Origin of the sequence: Bacillus basilensis (genome assembly GCF_050630465.1) — a bacterium.
Classification (GTDB): Bacteria; Bacillota; Bacilli; order Bacillales; family Bacillaceae_G; genus Bacillus_A; species Bacillus_A basilensis.
Genome location: NZ_JBNTQO010000002.1, coordinates 83,300 through 100,005, shown reverse-complemented (window position 1 = coordinate 100,005; position 16,706 = coordinate 83,300). Strand labels below are relative to the sequence as shown.

At 36.2% G+C, this 16,706-nt stretch carries 14 protein-coding genes and 2 riboswitches; of the genes, 5 read left to right on the top strand and 9 right to left on the bottom strand.

All coding sequences use genetic code 11. The features are described from left to right. Positions 1-8 precede the first annotated feature (8 nt). Both metH and ACQVV1_RS03825 read right to left on the bottom strand, forming a co-directional pair. Positions 9-3,407, bottom strand: a complete 3,399-nt coding sequence (gene metH / locus ACQVV1_RS03830) for a methionine synthase (protein ID WP_431168635.1) — start codon at positions 3,405-3,407, stop codon at positions 9-11. Continuing rightward, complete coding sequence (locus ACQVV1_RS03825; protein ID WP_063222951.1) at positions 3,407-5,239, bottom strand: bifunctional homocysteine S-methyltransferase/methylenetetrahydrofolate reductase; 1,833 nt, start codon at positions 5,237-5,239, stop codon at positions 3,407-3,409. The genes metH and ACQVV1_RS03825 overlap by 1 nt, the downstream gene beginning before the upstream one ends. 70 nt (positions 5,240-5,309) lie before the next feature. Beyond that, a riboswitch (SAM riboswitch) is annotated at positions 5,310-5,419 on the bottom strand. Between the two features lie 203 nt (positions 5,420-5,622). Beyond that, positions 5,623-5,732, top strand: a riboswitch (SAM riboswitch). Positions 5,733-5,825: 93 nt separating this feature from the next. Here ACQVV1_RS03825 and metI point away from each other — a divergent pair. The 4 genes from metI to ACQVV1_RS03805 all read left to right on the top strand — a co-directional run bounded on the left by metI (position 5,826) and on the right by ACQVV1_RS03805 (position 9,493). Further along, entirely contained in the window at positions 5,826-6,938 is a 1,113-nt protein-coding gene (metI, locus tag ACQVV1_RS03820; protein WP_431168634.1) for a cystathionine gamma-synthase/O-acetylhomoserine thiolyase, read from the top strand. After that, a complete protein-coding gene (gene metC / locus ACQVV1_RS03815) occupies positions 6,935-8,098 on the top strand; it encodes a cystathionine beta-lyase (RefSeq protein ID WP_431168633.1) in 1,164 nt (387 codons plus the stop codon). Before metI ends, metC begins: the two co-directional genes overlap by 4 nt. Positions 8,099-8,255: 157 nt before the next feature. Further along, on the top strand, positions 8,256-8,768 hold the full coding sequence (locus tag ACQVV1_RS03810) for a cysteine hydrolase family protein (RefSeq protein ID WP_242252245.1): 513 nt from the start codon (positions 8,256-8,258) through the stop codon (positions 8,766-8,768). A 434-nt stretch (positions 8,769-9,202) separates the two neighbouring features. Continuing rightward, positions 9,203-9,493, top strand: a complete 291-nt coding sequence (locus ACQVV1_RS03805) for an ArsR/SmtB family transcription factor (RefSeq protein WP_000894375.1) — start codon at positions 9,203-9,205, stop codon at positions 9,491-9,493. A gap of 143 nt (positions 9,494-9,636) precedes the next feature. Here ACQVV1_RS03805 and ACQVV1_RS03800 read toward each other — a convergent pair whose 3' ends face one another. Beyond that, the gene (locus ACQVV1_RS03800) at positions 9,637-10,749 is read right to left on the bottom strand and encodes a class I SAM-dependent methyltransferase (RefSeq protein WP_242252246.1); all 1,113 of its coding nucleotides are present in this window, start codon (positions 10,747-10,749) and stop codon (positions 9,637-9,639) included. Positions 10,750-10,758: 9 nt separating this feature from the next. Continuing rightward, a complete protein-coding gene (locus ACQVV1_RS03795) occupies positions 10,759-11,388 on the bottom strand; it encodes an MBL fold metallo-hydrolase (protein WP_242252247.1) in 630 nt (209 codons plus the stop codon). Between the two features lie 170 nt (positions 11,389-11,558). On the opposite strand from ACQVV1_RS03795, the gene ACQVV1_RS03790 reads away from it, so the two are divergent. Continuing rightward, a complete protein-coding gene (locus tag ACQVV1_RS03790; RefSeq protein WP_000524853.1) occupies positions 11,559-11,732 on the top strand; it encodes a DUF2759 domain-containing protein in 174 nt (57 codons plus the stop codon). Positions 11,733-11,812: 80 nt separating this feature from the next. Here the strand turns inward: ACQVV1_RS03790 and glcK are convergent, their stop codons facing one another. From glcK to ACQVV1_RS03765, 5 genes are all read right to left on the bottom strand, one after another. Then, positions 11,813-12,796: a glucokinase gene (glcK, locus tag ACQVV1_RS03785; RefSeq protein ID WP_000391706.1), complete on the bottom strand. Its 984-nt coding sequence runs from the start codon at positions 12,794-12,796 to the stop codon at positions 11,813-11,815. Between the two features lie 19 nt (positions 12,797-12,815). Next, positions 12,816-13,016 (bottom strand): YqgQ family protein, encoded by a 201-nt coding sequence (locus ACQVV1_RS03780; RefSeq protein ID WP_000623706.1) that lies wholly within the window; start codon positions 13,014-13,016, stop codon positions 12,816-12,818. Between the two features lie 103 nt (positions 13,017-13,119). Continuing rightward, positions 13,120-13,698 carry a 5-formyltetrahydrofolate cyclo-ligase gene (locus ACQVV1_RS03775; RefSeq protein ID WP_242252248.1) on the bottom strand — a complete coding sequence of 193 codons (579 nt, stop codon included), beginning with the start codon at positions 13,696-13,698 and terminating at the stop codon, positions 13,120-13,122. A gap of 104 nt (positions 13,699-13,802) precedes the next feature. Continuing rightward, positions 13,803-13,952, bottom strand: a complete 150-nt coding sequence (rpmG, locus tag ACQVV1_RS03770) for a 50S ribosomal protein L33 (protein WP_001265616.1) — start codon at positions 13,950-13,952, stop codon at positions 13,803-13,805. 69 nt (positions 13,953-14,021) lie between these two features. After that, on the bottom strand, positions 14,022-16,376 hold the full coding sequence (locus ACQVV1_RS03765) for a sugar phosphate nucleotidyltransferase (protein WP_242252249.1): 2,355 nt from the start codon (positions 16,374-16,376) through the stop codon (positions 14,022-14,024). Positions 16,377-16,706: the final 330 nt, after the last annotated feature.

Sequence of the window (16,706 nt, the reverse complement as noted above, 5' to 3'; positions counted from 1 at the left end):
CTTCTAGACTATAATACACTAAAATATCTTGCCTCGGGGTGAGAAAATACCATAGCCGTTACAGACGCTTCTGGCTCCATCATAAATCCTTCCGTTAATGAAATACCTATTTCCTCTGGATGAATTAAGCGAAATAGCTTTTCTTGATCTGCAAGTTCTGGACATGCTGGATAACCGAAGGACACGCGTATCCCTCTATATTTCGTACGGAAGCGTTCTTCCATCGTCAATTCTGGCGAATCTGGAATACCCCAGCGATCGCGAATGAGCATATGTGTTTTTTCAGCAAGTCCTTCTGCTAGTTCAAGCGCTAACGATTGAATGGCATGACTGCGTAAATAATCACCTTTCGCCTTCCACTCTTCAGCAATGTCCCGAACGCCTTCCCCAACAGTAACGGATAGGAAAGCAACATAGTCCATTTCATCTCCAATTGGTCTTAAATAGTCACCTAAAGTACGATATGGTGCTTTTCCTTGTCTCGGGAATGTGAAACGCTCTATGACACGTGTATGATCTTCTGGATCATATATTACAATATTTTGTCCGTCGCTTTGCGCTGGGAAAAATTGATACACTGCTTTTGGTTTTAACCAAGATTGTCCTTCCTGCAATAATTCGTCTATTAAATCATTTAAATCGTGCGCTCTTTTATCTCCCTCTCGCAAAAGCTTCTTCACACTTCCTTTTAATCCAAGGTGATGTCCAAGTAGCATTTGTCTATTCAGAAATGGTGCGAGATGTGAAACAGGAACATCTCGTAATACAATTCGTTTTATTGAATCAGGCACCATAACCTCTGATTTTGGTAATGGCTCAATTACTGCTGGAATTTCTACTTTCTTCTCTTCTTTTGTTACAATATGAAGATGACGTTCCTTTTTATCCTGCTTCATCTTCTCACGCTCTTCTTCTTTTTGAAGCTTATTAATAATATCAAGCCCCGTCATTGCATCACTTGCATAACATACGAGCCCTTTATAGGATGGCGAAATACGATTATCTGTAAACTTTCTCGTTAACGCTGCCCCGCCTACAACAATCGGAATATCAATATCCGCCGCTTTTAAATCTTCTGCAGTCGTTACCATTTGTTGAGCCGATTTTACTAACAAACCAGAAAGACCTATAATATCAGGCTTCTTTTCTTGTACTTCTTGAACAATTCGATCCGAACGTACATTGATTCCTAAATTAATAATCTCATATCCGTTATTCGCTAAAATAATTTCAACGAGATTTTTCCCAATATCATGCACATCACCTTTAACAGTCGCTAATAATACTTTCCCTTTTTTTGCACTATCGCTAGATTCCATATGTGGCTCTAAATAGCTTACAGCAGCTTTCATACTTTCAGCACTTTGCAATACTTCAGCAACGATAAGCTCATTATTATTAAATAATCGTCCCACCTCATCCATTCCTGTCATAAGTGGGCCATTAATAATATCCAAAGGTTTTCTTCCTTCAGTAAGTGCGAGGCTTAAATCTTCGTGTAACCCTTGTTTCGTACCTTCTACAATATAATTTGCTAGTCGCTCATCAAGAGTTAATGTTTCTTGGATAACGACATCTTTCTTTTTTGCCGCGCGATAAAAATTTGTAAATTTTTCTAACGTCTCTTGCGTTGTTTCAAAAAGTAATGCATCTGCAAGACGTTTTTCTTCCTCAGGAATTGACGCATAGCGTTCTAATTTTTCCGTATTCACAATCGCGTAATCTAATCCTGCTTTCGTTGCATGATATAAAAAGACGGAATTTAATACTTCGCGTCCAGCTGGTGGTAAACCAAATGATATGTTACTTACACCTAAAATCGTTAAACACTCTGGTAATGCTTCTTTAATAAGGCGAATCCCTTCTATCGTTGCTGCCGCCGAGCCAATATATTCTTCATCACCTGTACCTACTGGAAATACAAGTGCATCAAAAATAATATCTGACGGACGTATACCATATTTCTTCGTCAATAACTCATAACTTCTTTTCGCAATTTCAAGTTTTCGTTCCGCACTTACTGCCATACCGTCTTCATCAATTGTTCCCACAACAATAGCTGCACCATATTTCTGAAGAAGTGGTGTCACTTTTTTAAATCGTTCTTCTCCATCTTCTAAATTAATTGAATTAATAACAGCTTTGCCTTGAATATAAGTAAGAGCTCGCTCCATCACATTTTCATCTGTTGAGTCAATCATAATCGGTACTTTTAACACTTTCGTAACTTCTGCCAAGAAGTTTTCCATATCTTCTATTTCATCCCGGTCTGGGTCTGCCATACAAATATCAATAATATGAGCATTTTTCTTCACTTGTGCTCTTGCGACTTCAGCAGCTTCTTCAAATTTCCCTTCTGCTACTAATCTTTTAAATTTACGTGACCCAATAACATTCGTTCTTTCACCTACAAATAACGGTCTCATAGAATCATCATATTGCAGTGCCTCTAATCCACTAACCCCATGCCCTTCTCGTTCATGATGTTCACGCGGATTAAGCGAATCTAACGCAGATTTCATTGCTTTTATATGTTCTGGTGTTGTGCCACAACAACCACCGATAATATTAACCCATCCTTCTTCAGCAAATCGCTTCACTTTTTCAGCGAGAGAAGATGGAGATTCATGATAATGTCCATCTTCATCAGGAAGACCTGCATTTGGATAACAAGAAATGTAACACTCCGACAAATCAGATAGTGAACGAATATGATCTCTCATAAACTCTGGACCAGTCGCACAGTTTAATCCAACAGATAATGGCTTCATATGTTCTACCGATAAGTAAAAAGCCTCAATTGTTTGCCCAGCCAGAGTCGTTCCCATTGGTTCAATTGTTCCTGAAATCATGATAGGTACAATTTTATTTAGTTCGTCAAAAGCTGCTTGAATTCCAATATAAGCAGCCTTCACGTTACGCATATCTTGACTCGTCTCAACGAGTAATACATCAACTTCTCCCTTCAGCAATCCTCTTGCCTGCCGTGTATAAGCTTCAATTAATTCTTCAAACGTCACACCACCAGTAACACTAATCGCTTTCGTTGTCGGTCCCATTGCTCCCGCAACATATACTTCCTTCCCACTTTCTATAACAGCTTGCTTTGCTAAACTCGCTGCCTTCTCATTTAATTCCTCGTCTAAATGGGACAACGCATAATCACTTAATACAATATTTGTCGCCCCGAATGTATTTGTTTCAATAATATCCGCCCCGGCTTCAATATAAGCTTTATGAATCTTTAAAATAACATCTGGTCTTGTTTCTACTAAATATTCATTACAGCCTTCGTACTCTTCACCTCCGAAATCTTCCGCTGTTAAGTCCTCTTGCTGAATCATTGTTCCCATTGCACCATCTAATATTAAAATGTTATTTTGTAATTTCTCTTCTATACATTTCATCAATTAATACCTTCTTTCACTTCTTGCTTTTCTCTCACATATTTAACAAGGTGTTCTGTAATTTCATATTTTAGAAATGGTGTAATAAGATAAATGCCGTTAAAATATTTCATCGCCGCATCGATCAATTCTTGTGAAATATGAATCCCTTCCTCAATTGCTGCCTCTTTCGTTTCATGCCCATCCATTCTCTCTCTTATTTCCTCAGGAAGTGTAATACCCGGCACCTCAAAATGAAGAAAATCTGCATTCCGTTTACTTATTAATGGCATAATCCCAATAAAAATAGGTTGTTCCAAATGCTTTGTTGCTTCATACACTTCTTCAATTAACGCGATATCATAAATCGGCTGAGTTAAGAAGTATTCCGCTCCAGCATCTATTTTCCGTTCCATTCGCTTAACCGCTGCTTTTAAATGTCTTACATGCGGATTAAACGCACCTCCCACTGAAAACCTTGTTGCTGGGCCTATTGATTTCCCTAAAATAGAGCGCCCATCATTCATTTCTTTAATCATTTTAATGAGCTCAATAGAGGACAAATCATATACAGAAGTGGCACCTGGAAAATCACCGACGCGTGCTGGATCACCTGTTAAAGCTAACACTTCTTCCATACCTAATGCTGATAAGCCTAGTAAATGAGATTGTAGCCCGATGACGTTATGGTCTCTACACGTTAAATGCGTCAATACGGGAATATCATGCTTCGTTAATAATGCTCCCATTGCCATATTCGAAACGCGAGGCGATGCTAATGAATTATCTGCTAGAGTAATAGCGTCCGCCCCAGCTCTTTTCAATGCTCTCGCCCCTTCAAAAAACCGCTGTGTATCTAACGTTTTCGGTGGATCTAATTCCACTACTACTGTCGTTTGTTTTTTTGCTTTCTCCGCTAAAGTGACATGAGCTTTCGAACGTTTCTCGTGTGTATGCACTACTTTCGGTCTTTGAATCGTATCCTTTTCTATTACAGGCGTAACATTTAGAGTAGCCCGTTTCATACTTTCAATATGTTCTGGAGTCGTACCACAACAACCGCCCAATAACCGAATACCTTGCTCAATAAATTTCGGTGTCATCGCTTCGAAATAAGCCGGACTTCCCTCATATACGTAACGTCCCTCCACATAATTTGGAAGACCTGCATTTGGATATGCTGACAAGTAACCATTTTGCGGAATCGATATCATTTTAAAAGCTTCCGTCATATGAAGTGGCCCTAGTTGGCAGTTCAATCCAACGACATTGGCACCGTAATCTAAAAGCTGTTTTAAGATTTCATTTACATCATTTCCATTTTGAGTCGTACCTGCCTCATGTAACGCTAATTGAGCTACAATTGGGATATTCGTTTGTTTTCGTAGCACCTGAACAGCATGAAGTAATTCAAACTCATCATAAAAAGTCTCTAATAGTAGTCCATCAACCTGTTCTTCTAGTAAAGCACTTGCCTGCTCAAGTAGCATAAATTCCCTTTCCATATCAGTAGTTGTAACGGCTCCAATATGTTTCATACCGCCAATTGTTCCTAAAATTGCATTTCTATCTGTCACAGATGCTTTCGCCAGTTTTACTGCCGCTCTATTAATTTCAGTAACTTGATTTTCTAAACCATACATACGTAATTTCGCTTCATTTGCTCCGTACGTATTTGTTTGAATCACATCTGCCCCAGCAGCTACATATTGCTTATGAATCGATATAATTAAATCTGGATCGGATATATTTAATTCTTCAAAACTACTTTGCAAACCATGTGAATGTAATAACGTCCCAACCGCACCATCACCTATTACAATTCCTTTTGATAATAAATCTAGTAATTTCACAAATCTCCCTCATTTCTATCAATATAAAAACCCCCTCTTCACTTTGAAGAGGGGGACATAATTGTTCCTCCTCTTATTATGCAAAACATTCGTTTTGCAGGTATTAGCACCGTTTCAAACATTTCGTTTGAAGGTTGCCGGGTTTCACAGGGCCTTTCCCTCCACCGCTCTCAATAAGAGTTTGTCTTTATTATTTTATTTATGTAGCTAAAAGGAAATACGTTCCCCTTTTAACAATGTTTGTTAATTTTTTAATAAATTTAGCACGCACAAATGCAAAAGTCAATGACAGTTGTGGAAAAATAAAAATTATTTAAAATAAAGTTGCAATTCAATTATCTTTTGTTGTAAAGTTAAAAACATAATAAAATTTCATACGAACATTCTTATCTAGAGAGGTAGAGGGACTGGCCCTATGACGCCTCAGCAACCATTAACATTTGTTAATAAGGTGCTAATTCCAGCAAATTGTGAAAGATTTGACAGATAAGAAGAAGACTCTATTCAAACCGAAAGCCTTCTTCTTAGAAGGCTTTTTTTATTTTACATTCACTTAATTGTTAATTTAAAAAGGAGGAATTTTCACATGTCAACAATTGAAACAAAACTAGCACAAATCGGAAATCGTAGCGAAACTACAACAGGAACGGTTAACCCACCTGTTTATTTCTCAACCGCTTATCGTCATGAAGGAATTGGTAAATCTACTGGTTTTGACTATTCACGAACTGGTAATCCAACTCGCGGCCTTTTAGAACAGGCAATTGCAGATTTAGAATACGGCGAACAAGGTTATGCCTGTAGTTCAGGGATGGCAGCTGCTCTCCTCGTCCTCTCCCTATTCCGCTCCGGAGACGAACTTATTGTATCTGAAGATTTATACGGGGGCACTTATCGATTATTTTCTGAGCACGAAAAAAAGTGGGACGTTCGATGTAAATACGTAAATACACAATCTATTATACGAATTGAGCAAGCTATCACCACTGAAACGAAAGCTATTTTCATAGAAACTCCGACAAATCCATTAATGCAAGTTACTGATATTGCCGCTGTCGCAACTGTAGCGAAAAGACACGGACTACTTCTTATTGTAGATAACACATTCTACACGCCTTATATACAGCAGCCATTAACAGAAGGTGCCGACATTGTACTTCATAGTGCAACGAAATATTTAGGAGGACATAACGATGTACTAAGCGGACTTGTCGTTGCAAAAGGAAAGGAACTTTGTGAGGAAATCGCTCATTATCATAATGCCTCTGGTGCGGTCTTAAGCCCATTTGACTCATGGCTATTAATTCGTGGTATGAAAACGTTAGCTCTTCGCATGAGACAACATGAAGAAAATGCAAAAGCAGTTGTTGCTTATTTAAATAATGAGGACGGGGTGACAGATGTATTTTATCCTGGAAGAGGCGGCATGATTTCATTTCGTCTTAAAGATGAAACATGGATTAATCCATTCTTACAATCTTTATCCTTAATTACATTTGCTGAAAGTCTCGGTGGTGTTGAAAGTTTGATGACATATCCAGCAACACAAACACACGCTGATATTCCTGAAGAAATCAGAACAGCAAACGGTGTATGTAATCGTCTTCTTCGATTTTCCGTTGGCATTGAAAATAGTAACGATTTAATTCAAGACTTACAGCATGCCATTAAACTTGTAAAAGAAGGTGTAAGAATATGAGTTATTCTATAGATACACTTTTACTACACAACCAATATAAACATGACCCACAAACAGGAGCTGTTAACGTTCCCATCTATAACACATCAACATTCCATCAGTTTGATGTAGCTACGTTCGGGAAATATGACTATAGCAGGTCTGGTAATCCAACTCGTGAAGCTCTTGAAGACATCATTGCATTATTAGAGGGCGGAACAAAAGGATTCGCATTTGCATCAGGCATTGCAGCAATTTCTACTGCATTCCTCCTTCTTTCACAAGGTGATCACGTACTCATTTCAGAAGACGTATATGGAGGCACTTACCGAATGATAACTGAAGTACTCTCCCGTTACGGTGTCTCACATACATTTGTTGATATGACTAATTTAGAAGAAATAAAGCACAACATTAAACAAAATACAAAGCTCTTTTATGTAGAAACACCTTCTAACCCGCTTTTAAAGGTGACAGATATTCGCGCTGTTTCTAAGCTTGCAAAATCTATTGGCGCTCTTACCTTTGTTGATAATACATTTTTGACACCACTATTCCAGAAACCGCTTGAACTTGGAGCAGATGTCGTTCTTCATAGTGCTACAAAATTCATTGCTGGTCATAGTGATGTTACTGCCGGATTAGCGGTCGTAAAAGATGCCGAACTTGCTCAAAAACTTGGATTTTTACAAAATGCATTCGGCGCTATTTTAGGACCTCAAGATTGTTCTCTCGTACTTCGCGGTCTAAAAACATTGCATGTACGCCTTGAGCATTCAGCTGCAAACGCCAATAAAATTGCACATTATTTACAAGAGCACGCTAAAGTTCAAAACGTCTATTATCCTGGCTTACAAACACATCTTGGATTTGATATTCAACAATCTCAAGCTACATCAGCCGGAGCTGTCCTATCTTTCACTTTACAGTCAGAAGATGCACTCCGCCAATTTCTATCAAAAGTAAAATTACCTGTCTTTGCAGTTAGTTTAGGAGCTGTCGAATCGATTCTTTCCTACCCAGCTAAAATGTCACATGCAGCACTGTCGCAAGAAGCTCGTGATGAAAGAGGGATTTCTAATTCATTACTTCGTTTATCTGTCGGCCTTGAAAATGTTGATGATTTAATATCCGATTTTGAAAATGCCCTTTCTTATGTAGAAGAGCCTGTAAATGCATAGAGAGAAAAGAAGATATGAAATTAAATTTTCATATCTTCTTTTTATGTTTTCGAGTATACTTTTTACTTTTCGTATAGTTCATAAAAAACGATAGGGCATTATCTATTTCCAATTAATAAATTAATTGATATATTAAGAAATAAAAGGGGCAAAAATAATGGATACTTGTGCAGATGTTTTAATCGTTATCGATTTACAAAATGGAGTATGTTATAGCGAAGAACATTTATTCGATTTAAAAAATTTACTTACAAAAGTAAATAAAAGAATTTCTTCATACAGAAAATCAAACAAACCAATCATTTTCGTTCAACATTGTGATGATGATTTAGTACCTGAAAGAGAACTTTGGGCTATTCATGCTGATCTAGATGTTCAAGAACAAGATTTTTTTGTGAGAAAAACACATGCAAATTCATTTTATAAAACTAACTTAAAAGAAATTTTAGACCAATTATCTGTACAGCATATTGAATTTTGTGGTGCCCAAACAGAGTACTGCATGGATGCTACAATTAAATTTGCTCATGGACTCGGATACGAAAACTTCATGGTACAGAAAGCCACCTCTACGTTAAATAATCCATTTATGTCCGCAAAAGAGACAATTGATTTTTATGAAAATATATGGAACCACAGATTTTTAAAATTGATGAAAGAAGAAATCTAGAATACATAACTAATGTCTTGGTAATTCTAAGATTTATCAGCTATACTCAAACATTTTATTATCACCATAAAGAAGCTGATTACATTCAGCTTCTTTTCTTTTTAACCTGTTTTATATTCTAGATATTACATTATAATTCCTTTATCTTATTATTTTAAAAATTTTGTATATTCATTTGAAAGAATAATAAAATCATGGTAAGATTGTGTTACAAATATATCTATATCTTTCAATTTTTAAAACGCATCGAAATTTTCACCCAAAAATGTCATTTTACAAAACCGTGCTAAATCATCTACTTTATTTACATCAGGGTCTCTTTTCTTACAATTTCTTTACTTTAGGACTTTTTTTCTGCAACAACTGTTTTCTTTTCTTTAATTTTTTGGTATGTATAGTATGGTATAACAGCTCACACGGAGGTGGAAAAGAACATGTTAGAAACCTTTCAAAAAGAAATAGAACTATATGAAAGCAATGCAGAATTATTGAAAGTGCTTGCTCATCCTGTTCGCTTATGTATTGTAAAAGGATTAATTGAACGTGGTCCAAGCAACGTTTCTACAATGTACACTGGCTTAAACATGCCACAATCTACAATTTCACAGCATTTAGCAAAGTTAAAGAGTGCTAAAATCGTTTCAAGTGAAAGAAAAGGTTTGGAAATTTATTACAAAGTAGAAAACGAGACAATTATTCAACTCGTTCGCGTATTATTAGGTTAGGGACTAATAAACAGAGAAAAAGGACGTATTTTATATTTTTCATCTCATATCTTTAATATAAATATATATCATGAGAGGAAATATATGATACTACATAAGTCGTATTAAAAAACAAGACACAGAAATATGCTGTGTCTTGTTTTTTATATTTTTAAATACCGATCCAAGTGTAGCTGTTGCATATGTTTCGTATGTATAACAACATCAAATGCACTCCCTAATCCTCCGCTCAAAATCATAGAACGAACTGCTCGATTTTGTTTTTGAGTTTCAGAAAAAGGATTCCTATCTTGGTGATTTGTAAGCTGGTCTAATATTCCTGCTGCTAACAAAAACTCAGATTGCTTCTTATGCCATACTGTATTCATACCTTGCAGGCTAAACATCTCTTTCAGCTCATCCCAATGAATATGAGTAGTAAGATCCATTTCACCTGGATGTGCTAAAGGATTACGAATTAACTTATGCTCATAATACCCTCGTAAACTTCCTTCTTGATGTGCAGGATGCATCCATTCTTCTTTTGTATATCCATAATCAACTGTAATACATACACCTCGTTGAAACCATTTCGCAATTTCTTTTATATACTCTTCCATCACAATCGGCACTTCAAAACGCTGACCTTCTGCAAGATGAATATTATATTTCAATAAGTATCGACCAATTCTTTTATGTAACGGTCTATATACTTCTGCAAGTTTCCCTTCCTCTGTGTACGTAACACGTACTTCATTCAATATTCCATTTCTCTTCTCAATTACTTCAACAGGGAATGCATCAAATAACTCATTCGAAAAAAGAATCCCTTCGAACGATTCTCCCATTTCACTATGCGACGTATAATATGACACGTTAGAAAACGAACAAAGATTTTTCTGCTGTAGTTTTCTATGAAAAGGACTCATTTCAATCATTGAATAGTTTAAATCAATAAAGGTTTCCGGAGATAATTGCTTCCATTCTTGTAAAACATCATAGGCAAACCTTCCTGTTCCCCCACCAATCTCACAAATATTCGGATTAACTTCACCATTTTCAACAAGACGAATAAAAAACTTAGCAAAGGTCTTTGCAAAAACAGAGGATACGTTGCTACTTGTGAAAAAATCCCCTTGTCTTCCAATTTTTTCACGCTCTTTCATATAATAGCCATGTTCCTCTGCGTATAACGCAAGGTTCATATATGTACTATATGAAATCGAATAATCCTTTTCTTTTTCCATCCATTTTCTAAAAATGAGCTCCATTCCCATAATGACCCCTTACTGTAAAAATGGATTATTTTCTTTTTCAAAACCAATGCTTGTTTCTGGACCATGTCCACATAACACCGCAGTTTCATCTGGTAACACAAATAATTTTTCTTCAATACTTCCAATCAATTCAGCAAAACTCCCACCAGGTAAATCTGTTCTTCCGATGCTCATTTGGAACAATACATCTCCAGAAAATACAGCATTCGCCTCTTTACAATAATAAGAAATACTGCCTGGAGAATGTCCTGGCGTCTCAAAAATTTCAAAATTAAATGAACCAATTGCTAATACACCTTCTGTATCAATAATATGATCTGCTGGTTTTGCTGTAATGCTGCGATTCATCATAAAAATTTGAGAGCCATTTACAGTTGCATCGCCTAACCAATCTGCTTCTTCTTTATGTACGTACACAGGAATATGAAAAGCGTCTCTCACCGCATCAACAGCACCAATATGATCAAAGTGAGCATGTGTTAATAAAACAGCCAGTGGCTTTAATTGTTCTTCTTGTAAATATGTAACGAGCTTCTCTCCTTCATGACCAGGATCAAAGATAATACACTCATTTTTATCATTCGTTAAAATATAAGCATTCGTTTGTAATGGGCCTAACGGCATTTGTATCCATTTCATATGAAAATCTCCTCCAATTATTAAACTTACTTTCAATGATACAACATTTTTTTCTCTTAGGAAAAGAAAGGATGCTATCTCGACAATCATTTTTAAAACATGTACAATATAAAAGAGTAAATATTCCAAAAACTCATATTAAGGAATGGGTAGACAGAGGAGGATATTGTATGGGCCTTGTTATTATTTTTACGCTTGTCACTCTGTTAGCTGTATTTGCTACGCTTAGAACACTTCGTGAAAAGAATTTTCTCGCGGGCGGCTTTGCAATTGCAACTGTACTCGTTTTCGGATGGTTTACAATCATGACTGTTCTATATAACGGGTACCCACCAGCAGCTTAATTCATTTACATGTTATTCTTCATCAAGATTTCGCACAAAAAGAGGAAGGGTTTCCCCTTCCTCTTTTCATAGTTCACAACTTATATCATCTTCGCTTCGTATTTGTGCTTTTTTACAAGCCACGCTCCTCCGATAACACCTGCATCATTACCAAGTGTTGCAATAGCTAGCTTCGTGCTCTTTACAGCACGTGAGAAAGCATATTGCTCGAAATAACGTTGAATTGGTTCTAATAGTGCATCTCCAGCTTTAGAAACGCCTCCACCAATAACAATTTTCTCTGGGTTCAACGTGCTAGAAAGGTTCGCTACAGCTAAGCCTAAATAAGAAGCTACTTTTTCTACTACTTCACCAGCTAGTTCATCACCTTGTCCATGTGCTTCAAATACGTCTTTTGATGTAATACGCCCTTCTTCTGCTAACATAGAACGAAGAATACTCTCTTTATCAGTCTCTTGTATTTTTTGCATAGCAACACGTACAATACCCGTTGCAGATGCTACAGTTTCTAAGCAACCAGACTTCCCGCAATTACATGGGAAAGCATTCTCTGTAACTACTGTAATGTGTCCAATCTCACCAGCAGCACCACTTACACCGTGTACAATCTCACCATTAGCAATTACACCGCCGCCAACACCAGTACCAAGTGTCATACAAATTAAATCTTTTGCTCCTTCACCAGCACCTTTCCACATTTCACCAAGCGCTGCTAAGTTTGCATCATTATCAATAACAACAGGTAATCCTGTTTCTACTTCTAATAAATCTTTTAACGGATAGTTTTTCCATCCTAAATTAACCGCTTCATAAATCATTCCAGACGCCACGTGTACAGGACCAGGAGCTCCCATACCAATACCGATTAACTTACTTTTTAATTCACCTAACTCTTCTAACTTTTTATCAATAGCTTTCGCTACATCAAGCGTAATATGTTTTCCTTGCTCATTTGTATTCGTAGGGATTTCCCACTTATGTAAAATTTCACCGTACACATTAATAAATGCTAATTTAATCGTTGTACCACCAAGGTCAACACCAACTAACCATTTCTCTTCCATGTTGCTTACCTACCTTTATCTAATTCTTATTTAGCTCTTTTTGAATTTCTTGCTTCAATAAAAATAAAGCTGTTTGATAGTCTTGTGGATCGATTAGCTGTGATTGATTTAATTCACGCAATTCATCTTGCATTAATTGTAAATCTGCAATTCGATCACCCGTATAAATAATCGTACCAAATTTCTTTAGCAATTGCTGAATATCATAAATAGATATCATTTCATCACCCTCTATGCTCACTTACTATAAAAAATTATAATAAGAAAACGTTCACATATTTTATTATAATCAAGAAGAAAAAGTCTCGTCAATTTTTATTTGTCTATACAAGCCCATTTATAACCATTGTTCCTTTTTCTGTAATAATTTTTTCGACATTTTTATCAAATGGCTCTACTGGAATATGTTTTACCATTTGAAAATCATAAGCTAATGATAGCGTTTTCCCTTTATAATGTACGAGATAACGATCATAATAGCCACCGCCATATCCAATTCGCTCTCCTCGCTCTGTATAGGCTACGCCTGGTACGATTTGAAGATCAATTTCATCCGCATTCACTTCTTCCGTAAGCGCCGGAATCGGCTCACGTAAATTCATATACACTGTTTCTAATTGATCAAAATTACTAATTTGTCGGAAGGACATCGTTCGCGTTCCTTTGTTACACTTTGGAACAACAACTTTCTTTCCTTCTTCCCAAGCTTTTTCGATGATAGGATATGTATTCACTTCATTTTCCATTGAAAGAGTAATTCCAATTATTTTAGCCTCAGCCCACTCTTTTTGCGCATACAACGAAAATGCAATTTGCTCTGATAAAGTTGCATACTGTTCTTCTGATAAAGAATTCATGTGTTCTATTATTTGTCTACGCAAACGTATTTTCTCTTCTTTCACACATCTTCCCCCTTACAGTGACACTTTACTCTATGATGATAGTGTATCACTTTTAACAAAGGAATCGAATAAAAAAAGAAACAGTAGGAAAATATTCCTACTGCTTACTTTGTTTCACGGTGTAACGTAGACTTCTTGTCACGCTTGCAATACTTTTTAAGCTCGATACGCTCAGCGTTGTTACGTTTGTTTTTCTTTGAGATATAGTTACGATCTCCGCATTCTGTACATGCTAGAGTAATATTCACACGCATTCTTATTTCCCTCCAGTACTAATAACTTAAATCAGACTATACTATAATACCACTTTTAAAATAAAAATTCTACACCTTTTGATATTGTCTAATTTTTTCTATAAGATTTTTCATGTTTTCCCTTGCTATTACTGGGTTTCTAGCATGTGAATACACTAAAAATTTCGGTTGTTTTGTGTCAGAAACGATATAAGACCACTCTTTTTCGGTATATTTGAACTGTACTCCTTCAAATATACCTTCTTCCTTTCTTTCCATATCAGCCAATAATTTCCTCATTACTTTCCCTTTTTCATTCCATGAACATACAACTTCATCACAAAGTAAATAGAGCGGCGGTGATTGCTCTACTATGCTGAGAAATGTTTTTCCCTGCAATGCTATTAACTCGAATAATTTTCCAATTCGATATAAAATATCTCGTTTCCATCTCGCTTGAAACGACTTTTTTTCATCCTGCGTATAAAATAGAAGGTAACATTCTCCTAATTTCAGAGACATTGGGTAAATACTTCCTGCCGATTCAAGTAATAAATCTGGAATATCTACCTCTTCAAAATCTGTCCCCTGGTAAATATTACTATGATTATCATATAACTCAAAATAATTTCCTTGCTCGGAAAACATAAGTGCCATATTTGCTTTACTTGATTTCATCAAGGCTTTCACATGATCCTTTTGCTCGCCCGCATAAATCCACGTAACTGTGCATCCGAGCCTTTGCAAAAAAAGCATAAGTAAATGTTGTAACATATCATTTCTCTTATTAATAAGAAGATGGAACTTCTGTTTTTTTATTTTTTCAATATCAATACACTCTAATACAGCCTCTATATAATCATGTAAAGAAACGTGGACTAGCTTATTCCGTCCCATTTCTTTCTCACATGTGTAATAAAACGCCTCAGACATATATACTTGTTCTATCGCTTTTTGCTGCTTATACGTTAATTGTAACCCATCCTTACCATACAACTTTATAACAACCTCTTTTTCATTTTCCACTTGAATGAAAACCCCACCTGCACATTGTAAATCCTGAATGCTATACCGAAAAAGCGATTCATTCATTTCTTTGCATTCCATCGTATGAACTCCGATACCATGAATCGCATGAAGAAAGAGATTTTTATAAGAAGTCGTTTCTATATGCTCTTGACTCCCGATTAATATACTTTCTCCTTTAGCAAAAAGGGATCCGTACGCCATCGCAACCTTTACAATAAATTGAGGCGTAATCTCAACATTACCTCTTCCTACAATGCGACTTTTTTGCAACCATCCTGCACTCTTTTCACTTGCTTGAACACCAGCCGATCCTACTACCGAATAGCTGTCGATCGCCTTATATGGCCATAGTTTTCCCTTTTGCTTAATTACTGTACTTTTCCCTATATGACAATGATCCGCTACAATGCTTTTTTGAAACAGTGTAACGTCATCTTCAACCATTGTATGCTCTCCTATTGTCGTCTCTAATAGCTCGCAATACTGCCCAATTTTCGCATTTGCAAAGACAATACTTTTTTGAAGATGAGAATAACTTGAAACAATACTATTTTTCCCTATAATAGAGTACGGTTCAATTATAGCTCCTGCACCAATTTTTGCTCCTTCTCCAATAAAAGAAGGGCCGTGAATTTTCGTTCCTTTTCCAATCGTCACGCCTTCTCCCATCCATACCATCGGCAATACTTCCGTGTAAGGAATAGGTACTTGCAATTTTTTCGTTAACAAATCAAATTGTGCTTGGCGATATTGATCAAATGTCCCAATATCTAACCAATAACCTTCTGACAAATATGCAAATAATGCGTTCTTATTTGCCAATAACGGAAACACATCTTGACTGAAATCAAAAAATTTCCGGGGCGGTATGTAAGAAAAAATTTCTGGCTCCATAATATATATACCTGTATTCACAATATTAGAGACAACTTCATTCCAGCTCGGTTTTTCTATATATCGTGTAACCTCTTGTTCTTTGTTCATTACAACTAAACCGAATGAGAGTGGGTTTTCTACTTCTTTTACAAACATAGTTACCATTCTTTTCTTTTGTTCATGAAACGTAATTCCTTCTGATAATTGAAAATCAGTTAACGCATCTCCACTTATGACAACAAACGTTTCATCTAAAAATTTTTCCGCTTGTTTAATACTCCCTGCAGTTCCAAGCCGAGGAGAGTCTTCAAAGTAGTACAAGTTAACGCCCCATTTGCTACCGTCACCAAAATATTGCTTAATAGCTGTACTCATATATTGAACAGTAATTGCAATGTCACGAATACCATGCTGACGTAATAATTCAATATTGTATTCCAAAACTGGCTTTTCTAATAATGGCAACATCGGCTTTGGAGTATTACATGTTAATGGTCTAAGGCGTCGTCCTTTTCCTCCAGCTAAAATAACCCCCTTCATATACTTCAGCCTCCACTTATATAATGTTCAGTAACTTCATATACGATATGTATATTATCTACCCCGCATTAACTAGCAGTATAAAATAAAACTTTAATCAGTATGGGGTTTGTTCCTTTCGCACTGATTATGAGCCCTGACCACTCGTGCTTTGACAGGCGGTAAAACTCCCTATATACATGTACCTTTTAAACGCCAAAAGAAAGCGCTTACTATTTACTTAGTAAAATATTACTTAATAAGCGAACAACATATATGTCCTATTTTTTCCATTATATTATGATACATCTTATCATCATAAACTAAAGGAAACAACGAGCTTTTTTTGTC

Excerpts from the sequence above, each read along its gene's own strand:
- metH (WP_431168635.1), bottom strand. The coding sequence starts at position 3,407 with ATGAAATGTATAGAAGAGAAATTACAAAATAACATTTTAATATTAGAT.
- metI (WP_431168634.1), top strand. The coding sequence starts at position 5,826 with ATGTCAACAATTGAAACAAAACTAGCACAAATCGGAAATCGTAGCGAA.
- metC (WP_431168633.1), top strand. The coding sequence starts at position 6,935 with ATGAGTTATTCTATAGATACACTTTTACTACACAACCAATATAAACAT.
- ACQVV1_RS03810 (WP_242252245.1), top strand. The coding sequence starts at position 8,256 with ATGGATACTTGTGCAGATGTTTTAATCGTTATCGATTTACAAAATGGA.
- ACQVV1_RS03805 (WP_000894375.1), top strand. The coding sequence starts at position 9,203 with ATGTTAGAAACCTTTCAAAAAGAAATAGAACTATATGAAAGCAATGCA.
- ACQVV1_RS03800 (WP_242252246.1), bottom strand. The coding sequence starts at position 10,749 with ATGGGAATGGAGCTCATTTTTAGAAAATGGATGGAAAAAGAAAAGGAT.
- ACQVV1_RS03795 (WP_242252247.1), bottom strand. The coding sequence starts at position 11,388 with ATGAAATGGATACAAATGCCGTTAGGCCCATTACAAACGAATGCTTAT.
- ACQVV1_RS03790 (WP_000524853.1), top strand. The coding sequence starts at position 11,559 with ATGGGCCTTGTTATTATTTTTACGCTTGTCACTCTGTTAGCTGTATTT.
- glcK (WP_000391706.1), bottom strand. The coding sequence starts at position 12,796 with ATGGAAGAGAAATGGTTAGTTGGTGTTGACCTTGGTGGTACAACGATT.
- ACQVV1_RS03780 (WP_000623706.1), bottom strand. The coding sequence starts at position 13,016 with ATGATATCTATTTATGATATTCAGCAATTGCTAAAGAAATTTGGTACG.
- rpmG (WP_001265616.1), bottom strand. The coding sequence starts at position 13,952 with ATGCGTGTGAATATTACTCTAGCATGTACAGAATGCGGAGATCGTAAC.
- ACQVV1_RS03765 (WP_242252249.1), bottom strand. The coding sequence starts at position 16,376 with ATGAAGGGGGTTATTTTAGCTGGAGGAAAAGGACGACGCCTTAGACCA.